15 protein-coding genes and 1 pseudogene are annotated in these 16,473 nt (G+C 63.6%); 15 read left to right on the top strand and 1 reads right to left on the bottom strand.

What is annotated here, in order from left to right; all coding sequences use genetic code 11:
• Positions 1 to 7: 7 nt before the first annotated feature.
• The 13 genes from ABY44_RS20200 (at position 8) to ABY44_RS20260 (ending at position 12,949) form a co-directional block, all read left to right on the top strand.
• Positions 8 to 787 (top strand): ParA family protein, encoded by a 780-nt coding sequence (locus tag ABY44_RS20200; RefSeq protein ID WP_027788714.1) that lies wholly within the window; start codon positions 8 to 10, stop codon positions 785 to 787.
• Between the two features lie 31 nt (positions 788 to 818).
• Positions 819 to 1,712, top strand: a complete 894-nt coding sequence (locus ABY44_RS20205; protein ID WP_027788713.1) for a ParB/RepB/Spo0J family partition protein — start codon at positions 819 to 821, stop codon at positions 1,710 to 1,712.
• Positions 1,713 to 1,722: 10 nt separating this feature from the next.
• Positions 1,723 to 2,853, top strand: coding sequence for an SLC13 family permease (locus ABY44_RS20210; RefSeq protein WP_027788712.1), 1,131 nt, complete (start codon positions 1,723 to 1,725; stop codon positions 2,851 to 2,853).
• A gap of 568 nt (positions 2,854 to 3,421) precedes the next feature.
• Complete coding sequence (locus ABY44_RS20215; protein WP_021160441.1) at positions 3,422 to 3,946, top strand: ATP synthase subunit I; 525 nt, start codon at positions 3,422 to 3,424, stop codon at positions 3,944 to 3,946.
• A gap of 109 nt (positions 3,947 to 4,055) precedes the next feature.
• Positions 4,056 to 4,907, top strand: a complete 852-nt coding sequence (gene atpB / locus ABY44_RS20220) for a F0F1 ATP synthase subunit A (RefSeq protein WP_012492242.1) — start codon at positions 4,056 to 4,058, stop codon at positions 4,905 to 4,907.
• 75 nt (positions 4,908 to 4,982) lie between these two features.
• Positions 4,983 to 5,255 (top strand): F0F1 ATP synthase subunit C, encoded by a 273-nt coding sequence (gene atpE, locus ABY44_RS20225; RefSeq protein ID WP_021160442.1) that lies wholly within the window; start codon positions 4,983 to 4,985, stop codon positions 5,253 to 5,255.
• Between the two features lie 129 nt (positions 5,256 to 5,384).
• Positions 5,385 to 5,855: a F0F1 ATP synthase subunit B gene (locus ABY44_RS20230; RefSeq protein ID WP_021160443.1), complete on the top strand. Its 471-nt coding sequence runs from the start codon at positions 5,385 to 5,387 to the stop codon at positions 5,853 to 5,855.
• A 2-nt stretch (positions 5,856 to 5,857) separates the two neighbouring features.
• Entirely contained in the window at positions 5,858 to 6,397 is a 540-nt protein-coding gene (locus ABY44_RS20235) for a F0F1 ATP synthase subunit delta (protein WP_006482713.1), read from the top strand.
• A 44-nt stretch (positions 6,398 to 6,441) separates the two neighbouring features.
• On the top strand, positions 6,442 to 7,983 hold the full coding sequence (atpA, locus tag ABY44_RS20240) for a F0F1 ATP synthase subunit alpha (RefSeq protein WP_031397081.1): 1,542 nt from the start codon (positions 6,442 to 6,444) through the stop codon (positions 7,981 to 7,983).
• Between the two features lie 69 nt (positions 7,984 to 8,052).
• Entirely contained in the window at positions 8,053 to 8,928 is an 876-nt protein-coding gene (atpG, locus tag ABY44_RS20245) for a F0F1 ATP synthase subunit gamma (protein WP_060174950.1), read from the top strand.
• A gap of 66 nt (positions 8,929 to 8,994) precedes the next feature.
• Positions 8,995 to 10,389, top strand: a complete 1,395-nt coding sequence (gene atpD / locus ABY44_RS20250; RefSeq protein ID WP_431641671.1) for a F0F1 ATP synthase subunit beta — start codon at positions 8,995 to 8,997, stop codon at positions 10,387 to 10,389.
• Between the two features lie 153 nt (positions 10,390 to 10,542).
• Positions 10,543 to 10,968: a F0F1 ATP synthase subunit epsilon gene (locus tag ABY44_RS20255; protein WP_006477288.1), complete on the top strand. Its 426-nt coding sequence runs from the start codon at positions 10,543 to 10,545 to the stop codon at positions 10,966 to 10,968.
• A gap of 253 nt (positions 10,969 to 11,221) precedes the next feature.
• Positions 11,222 to 12,949, top strand: coding sequence for an AMP-binding protein (locus ABY44_RS20260; protein ID WP_060174951.1), 1,728 nt, complete (start codon positions 11,222 to 11,224; stop codon positions 12,947 to 12,949).
• Positions 12,950 to 13,692: 743 nt separating this feature from the next.
• On the opposite strand, the gene ABY44_RS20265 is transcribed toward ABY44_RS20260, so the two are convergent.
• Positions 13,693 to 14,487, bottom strand: coding sequence for a transporter substrate-binding domain-containing protein (locus ABY44_RS20265; protein WP_060174952.1), 795 nt, complete (start codon positions 14,485 to 14,487; stop codon positions 13,693 to 13,695).
• Positions 14,488 to 14,636: 149 nt separating this feature from the next.
• On the opposite strand from ABY44_RS20265, the gene hemE reads away from it, so the two are divergent.
• Positions 14,637 to 15,731 carry a uroporphyrinogen decarboxylase gene (hemE, locus tag ABY44_RS20270; RefSeq protein ID WP_034195829.1) on the top strand — a complete coding sequence of 365 codons (1,095 nt, stop codon included), beginning with the start codon at positions 14,637 to 14,639 and terminating at the stop codon, positions 15,729 to 15,731.
• A gap of 454 nt (positions 15,732 to 16,185) precedes the next feature.
• Positions 16,186 to 16,473: pseudogene (locus tag ABY44_RS20275) on the top strand (primosomal protein N'); the annotation flags it as partial.

Below are 16,473 nucleotides of genomic sequence, written 5' to 3' on the forward strand. Positions count from 1 at the left end.
ACCAACGATGGCAAAGATCTTCTGCGTTGCGAACCAGAAGGGGGGCGTCGGCAAGACGACGACATCGGTCAATCTCGCCGCAAGCCTTGCAGCGCAGGAGCAACGAGTCCTGCTGATCGATCTCGACCCTCAGGGTAACGCGACGATGGGCAGCGGGATCGACAAGGCTGCTTGCGAAGCGACCGTGTACGAGGTGCTGGTCGACGGCGTGTCGGTGACCGACGCGCGCATCCGGCCGGACGGCGTCACCTACGATGTGCTGCCCGCGAACCGCGAGCTGTCCGGTGCCGAGATCGAACTGATCAGCATCGACAACCGCGAGCGCCGGCTGAAGGCCGCGCTCGAGCACGTGGCCGACGATTACGATTTCGTGCTGATCGATTGCCCGCCGACGCTGTCGCTGCTGACGCTGAACGGCTTGTGCGCGGCGCATGGCGTCGTGATCCCCATGCAGTGCGAATACTTTGCACTGGAGGGGTTGTCGGACCTCGTCAACACGATCAAGCAGGTTCACGCGAACATGAACCGCGACCTGAAGATCATCGGCTTGCTGCGTGTGATGTTCGATCCGCGCATCACGCTGCAGCAGCAAGTCTCCGATCAACTGAAAGCGCACTTCGGCGACAAGGTGTTCGACGCGGTGATTCCGCGCAACGTGCGCCTGGCGGAAGCGCCGAGCTACGGGCTGCCTGGCGTCGTGTTCGACCGCAGCTCGCGCGGTGCGCAAGCGTATCTCCAGTTCGGTGCCGAGATGATCGACCGCGTTCGCGCGTTCGAGGTGTCGTGATCCGGACATGAGCGAAGCGAGGAAGAAAGACATGAACGCGGTACCAAAGAAGAAGGGCTTGGGACGTGGCCTCGAAGCGCTGCTCGGCGGCAGTGCCGATATCACCGAAGCGGTGAAGATCGAAGGGGCACCGAACACGCTCGCGCTCGGCAAGCTGCAGGCCGGCAAGTACCAGCCGCGGACGCGGATGGACGAAGGCAGCCTGCAGGAGCTCGCGGCGAGCATTCGCGCGCAGGGCGTGATGCAGCCGATCCTGGTACGGCCCATTTCGTCAGACAAATACGAGATCATCGCGGGCGAGCGCCGTTTCCGCGCGGCACGCCTCGCGGGCCTCGATGAAGTGCCGGTGCTCGTGAAGGATGTGTCCGACCAGGCCGCCGCGGCGATGGCGCTGATCGAGAACATCCAGCGCGAGGATCTGAACCCGCTCGAAGAGGCGCACGGTATCCAGCGCCTGCTCGACGAGTTCGGTTTCACGCACGAACAGGCGGCCGAATCGGTCGGCCGTTCGCGCAGCGCAGTGTCGAACCTGCTGCGCCTGCTGAACCTGGCTTCGCCGGTGCAGACGATGCTGCTGGCCGGTGATCTCGACATGGGGCATGCGCGCGCGCTGCTCGCCGTCGATGCGGCCACGCAGATCACGCTCGCCCATCAGGTCGTCAACAAGCGCATGTCGGTGCGGGAGACCGAGAAGCTCGTCACGCACACGACGAAGGAAGCGCCGGCCGTGAAGGCGCGCGCGAAGGACGACGGCGGGCGCGATACGCGCCGTCTCGAGGAGGAGTTGTCCGACCTGCTCGCGTCGACGGTGAAGATCAAGCTCGGCCGCCGCGGACGAGGGCAGGTCACGATCGACTTCGGCAACCTCGACGCGCTCGAGGGCATTCTCGTGCGGCTGCGCGGCAACGTCGCGACCGAAGAGTAACGCGGTGCCGATGGAGAAGACGGGCGCGCCGACGCCGCGCCGGTGGCTGGGATGGCTTGCGCAGGAGCCGGTGCTGTCGGTTCTTGTGCTTGGCCTGATCGTGCTGCAATGGGTGCGTCCGCAACCATTTTCCGTGTTGGCCGGTCGCGTCGACTGGCAGACGGTCGCGACGCTGGCGGGCCTGCTGATGCTGACCAAGGCGCTCGAGTTGTCCGGCTGCCTGATGTGGCTCGCACACCGCATCGTGCATCACGTGCATTCCGAACGCGGGCTCGCGTTGTTGCTCGTGGGGTTCGCCGCGTTGTTGTCGATGTGGCTCACCAACGACGTCGCGCTGTTCGTCGTCGTGCCGTTGATGGTCTCGCTGCGTGCGCTGACGCCACTGCCGTTCCGGCGGCTCGTGATCGTCGTCGCGCTGGCGGTCAACGCGGGGTCCGTCGCGACGCCGCTCGGCAATCCCCAGAATCTATTCCTGTGGCAATTGAGCGGTGCGTCGTTCGGCCGCTTCGTGGTCACGCTCGGGCCGCTCGCGATCGCGCTGATGGCGCTGCTGCTCGTGCTGACCGCATGCGCGTTTCGCGCGAAGCCGCTCGACTTGTCCGGCGACGTCACAGCGCTGCCCGTGCAACGCATGCACGCGCTGATCGCGGCGGTGCTGTTCGCCGCGTTCGTGCTGCTCGCCGATGCGCATCATCCGCTGCCCGGTCTCGTCGGTGTCGCCATCGTGCTGCTCGCCGTCAAACGCGACGCAGTCCTGAAGATCGACTGGCTGCTGCTGCTGATCTTCGTACTGATGTTCGTCGTGCTGCGTACCGCGGCTGCGCTGCCCGTCGTGCACGACACGATTGCGAATGCGCAACTCGATTCGCCGCTGCGCGTCTACGCGGCCGGCGCGCTGTTGTCACAGGTCATCAGCAATGTACCGGCCGCGATCCTGCTGTCGGAATTCACGCACGACTGGCGTGCGCTCGCGTTCGGCGTATCGGTCGGCGGCTTCGGTTTCGCGATCGGCTCGCTTGCGAACCTGATCGCGGTGCGTCTCGCGAAGGAGCCGCGCATGTGGCTGCCGTTCCATCTGGTTTCGATTCCGTTCGCACTCGCCAGCGCGGCGGTCGGTGCGTGGCTGCTCGTTCACGGTTGAGTGACGCGGCTGCGCGCGGCACAGCCGTGCGATTCGGGTGGCGGGGCAGGTGCACAGTATTCGCGCTGGCTGCGGGGCTGTTGATAAGTCCGGCAATTCACAGTCGATCGCCTGTGGTGGCATGACAACTGATTGGATGATTCGACGCGTCGGCGTCGGCCCCGATTTCGGGCATCCGATGCCGCCGGATGGTCACAGGTTTTTCCTGCTCGGCGCTTCGTGCTTGGCGTGAGCCCGGGGCCGCGTCACGGCGTGGATTCCGGATGGCGTTCGAGCCGTCCCGCCGGCATCCGCATCGGGCCTCGTTTCCTTGTCATTTCCTCGTCGCCGGATTTTTTCGAGCAAGAAATACCGGCGCAAAAAAGCGACCTTACAACTGTCATCGTACGTCGTCGAATCGCGTGTTTTTTCACATGATGAGGCGTCGTTTTACGCAGGTTTTTGTCGCGTCTAAAGCCTTGAATCACTTGCAACTATCGCTTACAATCGCCCGGATTTGTTAGCTAGGCACCCCTGAAAGCTTTCAGAAAGCTTGGGGCCGGGTTCAAGGATTTTGCGGAAGATTGCGATGGCGGGTCAGGCGCCGGACGACAGGCACGATGATCAGCGCACGCAACGCACCGCTTCGGCGGCCGGCGAGCGGCGCGAATCCGACGATGACTGGGACGCCGAGCAGCAAGATAACAACATCGTTCCGCTCACGCGGGCAGAAGCCGAAAAGCTGTTCGGCCCGAACGTGAGCAAGCCCTCGCGCGTGACCCCCTATAAGGTGGTATTCGCGCAAGTGGTTCTGTCCCTGGTTGCAACGCTGGCGTGGTGGCTGTTTTCGAAGTCGCCGGGCGCCGCTGCGCAATCCGCGTTTCTGGGCGGAGCGATCGGCTGGGTGCCAAGTGCGGTATTCGTGGCACGACTGAAGGCAGGTGGTTCGGCCACCGTGATGAGCTGGGTGATGGGCGAAGCCCTGAAGCTCGCTCTGACGATCGGGATGTTCACTGCAGTGGCGTTCGGCTGGGCCGGCGTGCACTGGGTGCCGTTCCTCGTCACGTACCTCGTCGTGCTGAAGACGTACTGGATCGCACTGGCCTGGCGGTAAGGAACAAGCAGCGTGCGGTTTCGACAACGAACCGCGCCGGCCCGTTCCCGCAATAGCGTGTTGCGGAACTGGCAAAACGATTTTCGACAATTTGGGTGGCATTAACGATATGGCAGCTAGCGAAGGCACGCGCGGTCCGGATCCGTCCGAGTACATTGCGCACCACTTGCAGAATTTCTCCACCTCGCATCAGACGTCGATTTTCGACATCCACGTCTGGAATCTCGACACGCTGTTCTGGTCGATCGTTTGCGGCATCGTGACGATCGTCCTGCTGCGTCTGGCTGCCCGCAAGGCGACGTCGGGCGTGCCGGGCCGTTTCCAGTGCGCGATCGAGATGCTCGTCGAGATGGTCGAAGACCAATCGAAGGCCATCGTTCACGGCAATCGTACCTTCATCGCTCCGCTCGCGCTCACGGTGTTCGTGTGGGTCGCGCTGATGAACTCCCTCGACTTCCTCCCGGTCGACCTGCCGGGCCGCGTGATCGGCCTGCTCGGTCTGTCGGACGTGATTTCCCACCATCGCATCGTCCCGACGGCCGACCTGAACGGCACGCTCGGCATCGCGCTCGGCGTGTTCGTCCTGATGATCTACTACAGCATCAAGATCAAGGGCGCGGGCGGCTTTGTGCATGAGCTGCTGTCGGCACCGTTCGGCGCCCACCCGCTGCTGTGGATCCCTAACCTCGCGCTCAACATCGTCGAATATCTTGCCAAGACCGTCTCCCTCGGTATGCGGCTGTTCGGCAACATGTACGCGGGTGAGCTGTTGTTCCTGTTGATCGCCCTGCTCGGCAGCATGTGGAGCTTCGGTGGCGACGCAACGTTCCTCGGCTTCGTTGGCCACGTGATCGCGGGCAGCGTCTGGGCAATCTTCCACATCCTGATTGTTCTGTTGCAGGCATTCATTTTCATGATGCTGACGCTGGTGTATCTCGGCCAGGCGCACGACAAGCACTAAGCGCGGCGTGCAAAAAAGAGTTTCCGTTTTAGTTTTTTAAATCTCAGTTCCAAGTCTTTTCACAAAGGAGTGATCATGCAAGCTTACATCGCCAACATCCAGGGTCTGACCGCCATCGGTATCGGCATCATCATCGGCCTGGGTGCAATCGGCGCCTGTATCGGTATCGCGCTGATGGGTGGTAAGTACATCGAAGCCTGCGCACGTCAGCCGGAACTCATCAACCCGCTGCAAACGAAGATGTTCCTGCTGGCTGGTCTGATCGACGCGGCATTCCTGATCGGCGTGGGTGTTGCAATGCTGTTCGCGTTCGCGAACCCGCTCCTGTCGAAGCTCGTCGCAGGCTAAGGTTCCTCGGAAATATGCGTCCGGCGTGAGCCGGCGCAGGGCGGAACGGAGACTTGGGGCGCTGATCGAATGCAACTCGATGAGCGCCTTACCGTTTCATTTTTCCGGAATAGCAGATAAGGAAACACCGTGAATCTCAACGCAACTCTGTTTGCGCAAATGGTCGTGTTCCTGGTCCTCGCGTGGTTCACGATGAAGTTCGTGTGGCCGCCGTTGATCAACGCCCTCGACGAACGTTCGAAGAAGATCGCCGACGGCCTCGCCGCCGCCGAGAAGGGCAAGGCAGAACTCGACGCAGCGCACAAGCGCGTGGACCAGGAACTCGCGCAGGCCCGCAATGACGGCCAGCAGCGCATCGCCGACGCTGAAAAGCGTGCCCAGGCGGTCGCCGAGGAAATCAAGGCCAACGCCCAGGCTGAAGCCGCCCGCATCGTCGCCCAGGCGAAGGCGGAAGCAGAACAGCAAATCGTGAAGGCGCGCGAAGCGCTGCGTGGCGAAGTCGCTACGCTGGCCGTGAAGGGCGCCGAGCAGATCCTGAAGCGCGAAGTCGATCAAACGGCCCACGCCCAACTGCTGAATCAACTGAAAGCCGAGCTCTGATCATGGCCGAACTTGCAACCATCGCCCGCCCTTACGCAGAAGCGCTGTTCCGCGTGGCCGAGGGCGGTGACATCGCCGCCTGGTCCACGCTCGTGCAAGAGCTGGCCCAGGTTGCGCGTCTGCCGGAAGTGCTGTCGGTCGCGTCGAGCCCGAAGGTGACGCGCACGCAAGTAGCCGAGTTGCTGCTTGCTGCTGCGAAGTCGCCGCTCGCGGCCGGCGCCGAAGCGAAGAACTTCGTGCAGATGCTGGTCGACAATCATCGCATCGCGCTGCTGCCGGAAATTGCCGAGCAGTTCGAGGCGCTCAAGAACGAACGTGAAGGTGCCGCCGACGCCGAGATCGTGAGCGCGTTCCCGCTGAACGGCGCGGATCTCGACAGTCTCGTCTCGGGCCTCGAACGCAAGTTCAAGCGCAAGCTGAAACCGACGGTCGAAGTCGATTCGTCGCTGATCGGCGGCGTGCGCGTGACGGTCGGCGACGAAGTGCTCGACACCTCGGTTCGCGCGCGCCTCGCATCGATGCAGGCTGCCTTGACCGCCTGAGCGCCACGCCGGCACGCAACAGAATTGACTATCAGGAGCGAATAATGCAACTCAATCCCTCTGAGATCAGCGAGCTGATCAAGAGCCGGATCCAGGGCCTTGAAGCGAGCGCAGACGTTCGCAACCAGGGCACCGTGATCTCCGTGACCGACGGTATCGTGCGTATCCACGGCCTGTCGGACGTGATGCAGGGCGAAATGCTCGAGTTTCCGGGCAACACGTTCGGCCTCGCGCTGAACCTCGAGCGCGACTCGGTCGGCGCGGTGATTCTCGGCGAATACGAACACATCTCGGAAGGCGACATCGTCAAGACGACGGGCCGCATTCTCGAAGTCCCGGTTGGCCCGGAACTCGTCGGCCGCGTGGTCGATGCGCTCGGCAACCCGATCGACGGCAAGGGCCCGGTCAATGCGAAGCTGACCGATGCGATCGAAAAGATCGCCCCGGGCGTGATCTGGCGTAAGTCGGTGTCGCAGCCGGTGCAGACGGGCATCAAGTCGATCGACGCGATGGTGCCGATCGGCCGTGGCCAGCGTGAGCTGATCATCGGCGACCGTCAGTGCGGCAAGACCGCGGTGGCGCTCGACGCGATCATCAACCAGAAGGGCAAGGACCTGATCTGTATCTACGTCGCGATCGGCCAGAAGGCTTCGTCGATCATGAACGTGGTTCGCAAGCTCGAAGAAACGGGCGCGATGGAATACACGATCGTCGTCGCCGCTTCGGCTTCGGATTCGGCAGCGATGCAGTACCTCGCACCGTACGCCGGCTGCACGATGGGCGAATACTTCCGCGACCGCGGCCAAGACGCGCTGATCATCTATGACGACTTGACCAAGCAGGCCTGGGCATACCGTCAGATCTCGCTGCTGCTGCGCCGCCCGCCGGGCCGTGAAGCGTACCCGGGCGACGTGTTCTATCTGCACTCGCGTCTGCTCGAGCGTGCGGCTCGCGTGTCGGAAGAGTACGTCGAGAAGTTCACGAACGGCGAAGTGAAGGGCAAGAGCGGCTCGCTGACGGCACTGCCGGTCATCGAAACGCAGGCTGGCGACGTGACCGCGTTCGTTCCGACGAACGTGATCTCGATTACCGACGGCCAGATCTTCCTGGAAACCGACCTGTTCAACGCAGGCATCCGCCCGGCAATCAACGCCGGCGTGTCGGTGTCGCGAGTCGGTGGCGCCGCTCAGACGAAGGTCGTGAAGAAGCTGTCGGGCGGTATCCGTACCGACCTCGCGCAGTACCGTGAACTGGCGGCATTCGCCCAGTTCGCATCGGACCTCGACGAAGCGACCCGCAAGCAGCTCGAGCGCGGCCGCCGCGTGACGGAACTGCTGAAGCAGCCGCAGTACCAGCCGCTGCAGGTCTGGGAACTGGCCGTGTCGCTGTACGCCGCGAACAACGGCTACCTCGACGACCTCGACGTCAAGCAAGTGCTGTCGTTCGAGAAGGGCCTGCGCGAATACCTGAAGACCAGCCACGCTGACCTCATCAAGCGCATCGAAGACACCAAGGATCTCTCGAAGGACGACGAAGGCGCACTGCGCTCGGCGATCGAATCCTTCAAGAAGTCCGGTGCCTATTGATCCGCGAGTGACACACTGAGGCCGCGCGGGTGCTGATGCGCCCGCGCCGCTTCGGTCAAGGAGCAAGCTATGGCTGGAATGAAGGAAATTCGCGGGAAGATCAAGAGCGTGCAGAACACGCGCAAGATCACGAAGGCGATGGAGATGGTGGCCGCATCGAAGATGCGTCGCGCGCAGGAACGCATGCGCGCCGCTCGTCCGTATGCGGACAAGGTCCGTGCCATCGCCGCGCACATGAGCCGCGCGAACCCGGAGTACCGTCACCCGTTCATGGTGGCGAACGAAGGCGCGAACACGGCCGGCATCATTCTCGTCACGACGGACAAGGGTCTGTGCGGCGGTTTGAACACCAACGTGCTGCGTGCGACGGTTCAGAGGTTCAAGGAGCTGGAAGAGAAGGGCCAGAAGGTCGAAGCCACCGCGATAGGTAGCAAGGGCCTCGGGTTCCTGAACCGCTTCGGCGCGAAGGTGATGTCGCAGGTCGTTCACCTCGGCGACACCCCGCATCTGGACAAGCTGATCGGCGCCGTGAAGACGCAGCTCGATCTGTACTCGGAAGGCAAGCTGTCGGCGGTTTATATCGCTTACACGCGCTTCGTCAACACGATGAAGCAGGAAGCCGTGATCGAGCAGTTGCTGCCGCTGTCGTCGGAACACTTCGAAGCCGATGACGGTACGCCGGCCACGTCGTGGGACTACATCTACGAGCCGGACGCGCAGGCAGTCGTCGACGAACTGCTCGTGCGTTACGTCGAGGCGCTGGTGTACCAGGCCGTCGCGGAAAACATGGCGTCCGAGCAATCGGCGCGCATGGTCGCGATGAAGGCCGCGTCCGACAACGCGAAGACGGTGATCAGCGAACTGCAGCTCGTGTACAACAAGAGCCGCCAGGCCGCGATCACGAAAGAACTGTCGGAGATCGTCGGCGGCGCAGCCGCTGTTTAAGCGCGCGCCACGGACGACAACTGCGCCTTTGCGCGAGTAAAGAATCAGGTATTTAAAGGAAAAGCGATGAGTACTGCTGCTTTGGTAGAAGGCAAGATCGTACAGTGCATCGGCGCCGTTATCGACGTGGAATTCCCGCGCGACAGCATGCCGAAGATCTACGACGCGCTCATTCTCGATGGCTCGGAACTGACGCTCGAAGTCCAGCAGCAGCTGGGCGACGGCGTGGTCCGTACCATTTGTCTGGGTGCATCCGACGGCCTGCGCCGCGGCCTGACCGTGAAGAACACGGCAAAGCCGATCTCGGTGCCGGTCGGCAAGCCGACCCTCGGCCGAATCATGGACGTCCTCGGCCGTCCGATCGACGAAGCCGGCCCGATCGAAAGCGAAACGACGCGTTCGATCCACCAGAAGGCTCCGGCGTTCGACGAACTGTCGCCGTCGACCGAACTGCTCGAAACGGGTATCAAGGTTATCGACCTGATCTGCCCGTTCGCAAAGGGCGGTAAGGTTGGCCTGTTCGGCGGTGCTGGCGTGGGCAAGACCGTCAACATGATGGAGCTCATCAACAACATCGCGAAGGAGCACGGCGGTTACTCCGTGTTCGCGGGCGTGGGCGAGCGTACCCGTGAAGGGAACGACTTCTACCACGAAATGAAGGACTCGAACGTTCTCGACAAGGTCGCGCTGGTGTACGGCCAGATGAACGAGCCGCCGGGCAACCGTCTGCGCGTCGCGCTGACCGGCCTGGCGATGGCCGAGCACTTCCGTGACGAAGGCCTCGACGTGCTGTTCTTCGTCGACAACATCTACCGTTTCACGCTGGCCGGTACCGAAGTGTCGGCACTGCTCGGCCGTATGCCGTCGGCAGTGGGCTATCAGCCGACGCTGGCTGAAGAAATGGGCAAGCTGCAAGAGCGCATCACGTCGACCAAGAAGGGCTCGATTACGTCGGTCCAGGCCGTGTACGTCCCTGCGGACGACTTGACCGACCCGTCGCCGGCTACGACCTTCGGCCACCTGGACGCAACCGTCGTTCTGTCGCGTGACATCGCTTCGCTGGGTATCTACCCGGCGGTCGACCCGCTCGACTCGACGTCGCGCCAGATCGACCCGAACGTGATCGGTGAAGAGCACTACTCGATCACCCGCCGTGTTCAGCAGACGCTGCAGCGCTACAAGGAACTGCGCGACATCATCGCGATTCTGGGCATGGACGAACTGTCGCCGGAAGACAAGCTGTCGGTCGCACGCGCGCGTAAGATCCAGCGTTTCCTGTCGCAGCCGTTCCACGTCGCTGAAGTGTTCACGGGCTCGCCGGGCAAGTACGTGCCGCTGAAGGAAACGATCCGTGGCTTCAAGATGATCGTCGACGGCGAGTGCGACCACCTGCCGGAACAGGCGTTCTACATGGTCGGCACGATCGACGAAGCCTTCGAAAAGGCCAAGAAGATCTCGTAAGGGTCAGGCGTAACGCAGCGGGCGCCGCTACGTCCGTGAGGGATACCTTGATGGTATCCGTTCGCGGACAGGCGCTCACGTAATACGCTCAACCCGCCGTGCATGGGATCGGAGCAGGCGCTGAAGCGCTCGTTCCGATCGACAGGAGTCGATATGGCAACCATCAAAGTAGACGTCGTCAGCGCGGAAGAGCAGATCTTCTCGGGCGAGGCGAAATTCGTCGCGCTGCCGGGCGAAACGGGTGAGCTGGGTATTCTGCCGGGTCACACGCCGCTGATCACGCGGATTCGTCCGGGTGCGGTGCGCATCGAAGTCGAGGGCGGCAACGACGAATTCGTGTTCGTCGCGGGCGGCATTCTCGAAGTGCAGCCGGGTGCCGTGACGGTGCTCGCCGACACCGCGATCCGCGGCAAGGACCTCGACGCGGCGAAAGCCGAGGAAGCACGCAAGCGTGCCGAGGAAACGCTGCAGAACGCGAAGTCGGATCTCGACCTCGCGAAGGCGCAATCCGAGCTCGCGACCGCGATGGCGCAGCTCGAAGCGATCCAGCGTCTGGCGAAGATCCGCAGCCGGCACTGAGCCGCGCCGCGTGTCCCGCGAAAGAAAGCAGCCTTCGGGCTGCTTTTTTTTCGCCCGTCGTTTTCGTCTGTTTTTACGGGTCGGATCATACCGTCCGGTCGTGCTATTTCACCCGTCCGCAGTAATTCGATGTCAGAGTGTCGTCAGCCGCGCACGGCATCATCCCGGAGAGGCTATCCGTCGCGACGGCGGCGGAGCAGACACGCGTGAGCCGCATGTCGGGCCGGTCAGACAAAAACGGACGGAGACATTCATGGCAGCAGACCTTGGCGTGGGGGCGCTGATCGCGCCCGAAAACGGATTGTCGTACGTGCGCGGCACGACCGACGTGCCGCTCTCCGAAGCGACGATCGGCCGGTTCCTGCTCGACACGGCAGGCCGCTTTCCCGATCGGCCGGCCGTCGTGTTCCGCGAGCAGCAGGTGCGCTGGACCTGGCGCGAGTTCGCGAACGAGGTCGACGTGCTGGCGGCCGGGCTGGCCTCGCTCGGCATCGTGAAGGGCGATCGCGTCGGCATCTGGTCGCCGAACCGCAGCGAATGGCTGCTCACGCAGTTCGCGACCGCGCGGATCGGCGCGGTGCTCGTCAACATCAATCCGGCCTACCGGCTCGCGGAGCTCGAATACGCGCTGAACAAGGTCGGCTGTAAAGCCGTGATCGCCGCCGAGCGCTTCAAGACGTCCGCGTACGTCGAGATGCTGCAGACCATCGCGCCGGAACTCGCGACCGCGACGCCGGGCGACCTGCATGCGGCGCGCGTGCCGAGCCTGCGCACGGTCGTGTCGATGGGCGACGTCGCGCCGGCCGGCATGTTCCGCTTCGCGGACGTGATGGCGCGCGGCCGCCAGGCCGTCGATCCCGCGCTGCTCGATGCGATCGGCGCGACGCTCGAGGCCCATGAGCCGATCAACATCCAGTTCACGAGCGGCACGACGGGCAGCCCGAAGGGCGCGACGCTCACGCATCGCAACGTCGTCAACAACGGCCGCTCGATCGCGACCGCGATGCGCTTCACCGAACAGGACACGCTGTGCATCCCGGTGCCGCTGTATCACTGCTTCGGGATGGTGCTCGCGGTGCTCGCGTGCGTGTCGAAGGGGGCGGCGATGGTGTTCCCGGGCGAAGCATTCGACCCGGTCGCGACACTCGCGGCGGTGGCCGACGAGCGTTGCACCGCGCTGCACGGCGTGCCGACGATGTTCATCGCGGAGCTCGATCATCCGGCATTCGCGCAATTCGACCTGTCGACGCTGCGCACCGGGATCATGGCCGGCTCGCCGTGCCCGATCGAGACGATGAAGCGCGTCGTGTCGCAGATGCACCTGTCCGAGATCACGATCGCGTACGGGATGACGGAGACGAGCCCCGTATCGTTCCAGAGCTCGACCGACGACCCGCTCGAGAAGCGCACGACGACGGTCGGCCGCATCCAGCCGCACCTGGAAGTGAAGATCGTCGATCCGGGCGGCGATATCGTGCCGGTCGGCGCGACGGGCGAGCTGTGCACGAAGGGCTATTCGGTGATGCTCGGCTACTGGGACGATGACACGAAGACGCGCGAGGTGCTCGTGGACGGCTGGATGCATACGGGCGACCTCGCGACGCTCGATGCGGACGGTTACTGCAACATCGTCGGCCGGTTGAAGGACATGGTGATTCGCGGCGGCGAGAACGTTTATCCGCGCGAGATCGAGGAATTCCTGTTTCGGCATCCGAAGATTCAGAGCGCGCAGGTATTCGGCGTACCCGATGCGAAGTACGGCGAGGAGCTGTGCGCGTGGATCGTGCTGCGCGCGGACGAGCAGATGACCGAGGACGACGTGCGTGCGTTCTGCAGCGGGCAGATCGCGCACTACAAGATCCCGCGCTACATCCGCTTCGTCGACGAGTTGCCGATGACGGTGACGGGCAAGGTGCAGAAGTTCGTGATGCGCGACCGGATGATCGAGGAGCTGAAGCTCGACGTGCAGAAGACCGCTTAGCGCGGCATGAAGAAGGGAAAACGCGCTGGAAAAACGCGGCGGCCTGCGGGCCGTTGCGTTTTCGATGGACGAAAAAAAGCGGGCTTATTAGCCCGCTAAAAACCACACGCTACGGGGTTAGCGCGAGGAGACCAAAGATGAAACCGAGTCCGGCGGGGGGCCGGAAACGACTCCAACAGGGATGCCCCTTGGAAGGGCTTCGGTACGTGACCGACTGGCTCGCAGCGCTTCGCGTCCGCTCACACTTGGCACACGAGACCGCATCCGTGTTGAAACCGTTGAGGCCATTGTGGGCGAATTAATGACCCCTCGCGGTAACAAAGTGTTTCAGGTTGTAACGCCCGCCAGATAAGGCTTTCCGGGATTTTTTGCTGTTTTTGAGGGCCCGAAAAAGGTCATTTTTACCCATATTTTCCGCAGCGTTTTCAGCGCGTGCGCACGATGCGTTTTTCATGCGTATCAGGCTCGACGAATTGCCGATTTACACGCGAGAAAATGCGCGGTTCGGCAGATGCCGCGCATGACGATTCATTCGTCAGAAAGATTTTGAAACGTGATTGGCCGGCGCGGAAGTCGACCGTTCGGCCAGTTCGCCGGCATCGGGCCGATTTTGCCGGCGCCGGCGAGCTGCGTCGAAGTGTAACGGCGGTGATTCGGCCACCGCCGTACAGTGATTTTCGCGGGCGGCCGCCGCGGGGTCGGTGCCCGCTAAAGTCACAGCGGGCCGCCGCGTGCGAACCCGCTTACTTCAGCCATTTGTCCGAAATCGCCTGGTATTCGCCGGTCGACAGCGCGAGATGCAGCCACTGATCGACGTACTGCTGGAACGCGACGTCGCCGCGCGGCACCATGTACGCCTTCTCGCCGAACTGGAACGGCTTGTCCGGATGCACCGAGCACAGGCCCGGATTCAGCTTTTGCTGCAGCAGCGTCTCGGACGCATCCGTCACCATCACGTCCGCCTTGCCCGCGAGGATTTGCTTGAAGATCGTTACGTTGTCCGGATAGACCGTGAGGTTCGCGTGCGTGAAATACTGCTTCGCGAAACGCTCGTTGGTGCCGCCCGGGTTCACGATCACGCGCGTTTCCGGCCGGTCGATCTGCGCGACGGTCTGGTATTTGTCGGCGTCCGCGCAGCGCACGATCGGCGTCTTGCCGTCCACGACGTACGGCTGCGTGAAGAACACGCGCTTCTGGCGCTCGAGCGTCGTCGAGACGCCGCCCACCGCGATGTCGCATTTCGCGACGAAGTCGCCGGTCAGGTTCGGCCAGCTCGTCTTCACGTAGTCGGTCTTCACGCCGAGCGACTTCGCGAGCGATTCGGCCATGTCGATGTCGATGCCCTCGAAGCGGCCGTCCGCACGGTAGTACGAATACGGCTTGTAGTCGCCCGTCGTGCAGACGCGCAGCGTGCCGCGCGCGAGTACGTCGTCGAGCCGCGAGCCGGCGCCCGGTGCGGCGGCGCCTGCGGCGGTCTGCGCGTGCGCGGCGGCGCAGCAAAACAATGCGGCTGCGGCGAGCGTGGCGAATGGTTTCATCGGTCTACTCCTTCGTTTCGTTCGATATGAGCGTCCGATCATAACGGAGCCATCGCGCGCGTCATATGGCCGCCATCGCGCCGGCATGCGCAGCCTTGCGGCGGCTGTCCGGTAAAATGCCGCTTTGCCTTCGCACCGTCGCTCCTACCGTGGCCCATACCCTGCTCAACGACACCTTCCTGCGTGCGCTTCTGCGCGAGCCGACCGACTACACGCCGATCTGGCTGATGCGCCAGGCCGGCCGCTACCTGCCCGAATACAACGCGACGCGCGCGCGCGCCGGCAGCTTCCTCGGTCTCGCGAAGAATCCCGACTACGCGACCGAAGTGACGCTGCAGCCGCTCGAGCGCTTTCCGCTCGACGCCGCGATCCTGTTCTCGGACATCCTGACGATTCCGGACGCGATGGGCCTCGGCCTCGACTTCCAGGTCGGCGAAGGGCCGAAGTTCGCGCATCCGGTGCGTACCGAGGCCGATGTCGCCAGGCTCGCGGTGCCGGACATCGAGGAGACGCTCGGCTACGTGACGGGCGCGGTGCGCGAGATCCGCCGCGCGCTCACCGACGGTCAGGGCCGCCAGCGCGTGCCGCTGATCGGCTTTTCGGGCAGCCCGTGGACGCTCGCGTGCTACATGGTCGAAGGCGGCGGGTCGGACGATTTCCGCACGGTGAAGTCGATGGCGTATTCGCGCCCCGACCTGATGCACCGGATCCTCGACGTGAACGCGCAGGCCGTGGCGGCCTACCTGAACGCGCAGATCGAAGCGGGCGCGCAGGCCGTGATGATCTTCGATACGTGGGGCGGCGCGCTGGCGGACGGCGCGTACCAGCGCTTCTCGCTGGACTACATCCGCCGCGTGGTGGCGCAGCTCAAGCGCGAGCATGACGGCGAGCGCGTGCCGGTCATCACGTTCACGAAGGGCGGCGGGCTGTGGCTCGAGGAGATCGCGGCGACCGGCGTCGACGCGGTCGGGCTCGACTGGACGGTCAACCTCGGCGCCGCGCGCGAGCGCGTCGCGGGGCGAGTCGCGCTGCAGGGCAACCTCGACCCGACGATCCTGTTTGCGCCACCCGCCGCGGTGCGCGAGCAGGCGCGTGCGGTGCTCGACAGCTACGGCAACCATCCGGGCCATGTATTCAACCTCGGGCACGGTATTTCGCAATTCACGTCGCCCGATCACGTCGCCGAACTCGTCGACGAGGTGCATAACCACAGCCGCGCGATCCGTAGCGGAGCCGCCGGCTGAACGCAAGCGCTGTCATGCTGCACTGCGGGATGACAGCGTTTCGTTTTCGGCGCTAAACAGGGCGCAACCCCGCACCGGTTGCCGATTCAGTGCTTGTCAAGACTTGACTTATACACATTTTCCTCGTTGCAGCGCGGTAGAGCCCTGTGTCGGTCAAATTGCCTCGCTATGGTTCGGTAATTTGAATAGCAGCCTTATGGAATAAGGCTCCGCGGGGGACCGCCACAAACGGCGAAAATCAGCGGAAAGCGCGGCCCCGCGTGCGTTGCGGCCCGTGAGCGGCGAGTTCTCAACAAAGTTATCCACAGGCTGGGCAGGGTATACGGCGATTCCTAATGCGAATCCAAAACTTAGCGCCGAATCTGACGTTTTACTTTAAGTCCGCCGCCACGATGCGGGCGCGGATGCCGGCCGCCCGTCTCGATGCGGTGCATGCCGCCGCCGGAGCGCCGCGATGAGCGGCACCTACCTGCGCGTCGCGCTCGACCATCCGCTCGCCACCCTGTTCGACTATCGCTGCGACGCGCAACCGGTGCCCGTGCCGGGCACGCTCGTGCAGGTGCCGTTCGGCAAGCGGCAGGCGGTCGGGCTCGTCTGCGAAGTGACGACTCACACCGACGTGCCGCCGTCCCGGCTGCGCGCGGTCGACGCGATCTGCACCGACCTGCCGCCGTTGTCGCCGGACTGGCTCGCGCTCGTGTCGTTCGCCGCCGATTACTACCAGCGCGGGCGCGGCGAGGTC

It is taken from the genome of Burkholderia sp. ZZQ-2 (assembly GCF_050768715.1).
In the GTDB taxonomy this organism is placed as follows: domain Bacteria; phylum Pseudomonadota; class Gammaproteobacteria; order Burkholderiales; family Burkholderiaceae; genus Burkholderia; species Burkholderia cepacia.

What these genes read in the sequence shown, in the direction of transcription:
- ABY44_RS20200 (WP_027788714.1), top strand. Translation starts at nt 8, where the DNA reads ATGGCAAAGATCTTCTGCGTTGCGAACCAGAAGGGGGGCGTCGGCAAG.
- ABY44_RS20205 (WP_027788713.1), top strand. Translation starts at nt 819, where the DNA reads ATGAACGCGGTACCAAAGAAGAAGGGCTTGGGACGTGGCCTCGAAGCG.
- ABY44_RS20210 (WP_027788712.1), top strand. Translation starts at nt 1,723, where the DNA reads ATGGAGAAGACGGGCGCGCCGACGCCGCGCCGGTGGCTGGGATGGCTT.
- ABY44_RS20215 (WP_021160441.1), top strand. Translation starts at nt 3,422, where the DNA reads ATGGCGGGTCAGGCGCCGGACGACAGGCACGATGATCAGCGCACGCAA.
- atpB (WP_012492242.1), top strand. Translation starts at nt 4,056, where the DNA reads ATGGCAGCTAGCGAAGGCACGCGCGGTCCGGATCCGTCCGAGTACATT.
- atpE (WP_021160442.1), top strand. Translation starts at nt 4,983, where the DNA reads ATGCAAGCTTACATCGCCAACATCCAGGGTCTGACCGCCATCGGTATC.
- ABY44_RS20235 (WP_006482713.1), top strand. Translation starts at nt 5,858, where the DNA reads ATGGCCGAACTTGCAACCATCGCCCGCCCTTACGCAGAAGCGCTGTTC.
- atpA (WP_031397081.1), top strand. Translation starts at nt 6,442, where the DNA reads ATGCAACTCAATCCCTCTGAGATCAGCGAGCTGATCAAGAGCCGGATC.
- atpG (WP_060174950.1), top strand. Translation starts at nt 8,053, where the DNA reads ATGGCTGGAATGAAGGAAATTCGCGGGAAGATCAAGAGCGTGCAGAAC.
- atpD (WP_431641671.1), top strand. Translation starts at nt 8,995, where the DNA reads ATGAGTACTGCTGCTTTGGTAGAAGGCAAGATCGTACAGTGCATCGGC.
- ABY44_RS20255 (WP_006477288.1), top strand. Translation starts at nt 10,543, where the DNA reads ATGGCAACCATCAAAGTAGACGTCGTCAGCGCGGAAGAGCAGATCTTC.
- ABY44_RS20260 (WP_060174951.1), top strand. Translation starts at nt 11,222, where the DNA reads ATGGCAGCAGACCTTGGCGTGGGGGCGCTGATCGCGCCCGAAAACGGA.
- ABY44_RS20265 (WP_060174952.1), bottom strand. Translation starts at nt 14,487, where the DNA reads ATGAAACCATTCGCCACGCTCGCCGCAGCCGCATTGTTTTGCTGCGCC.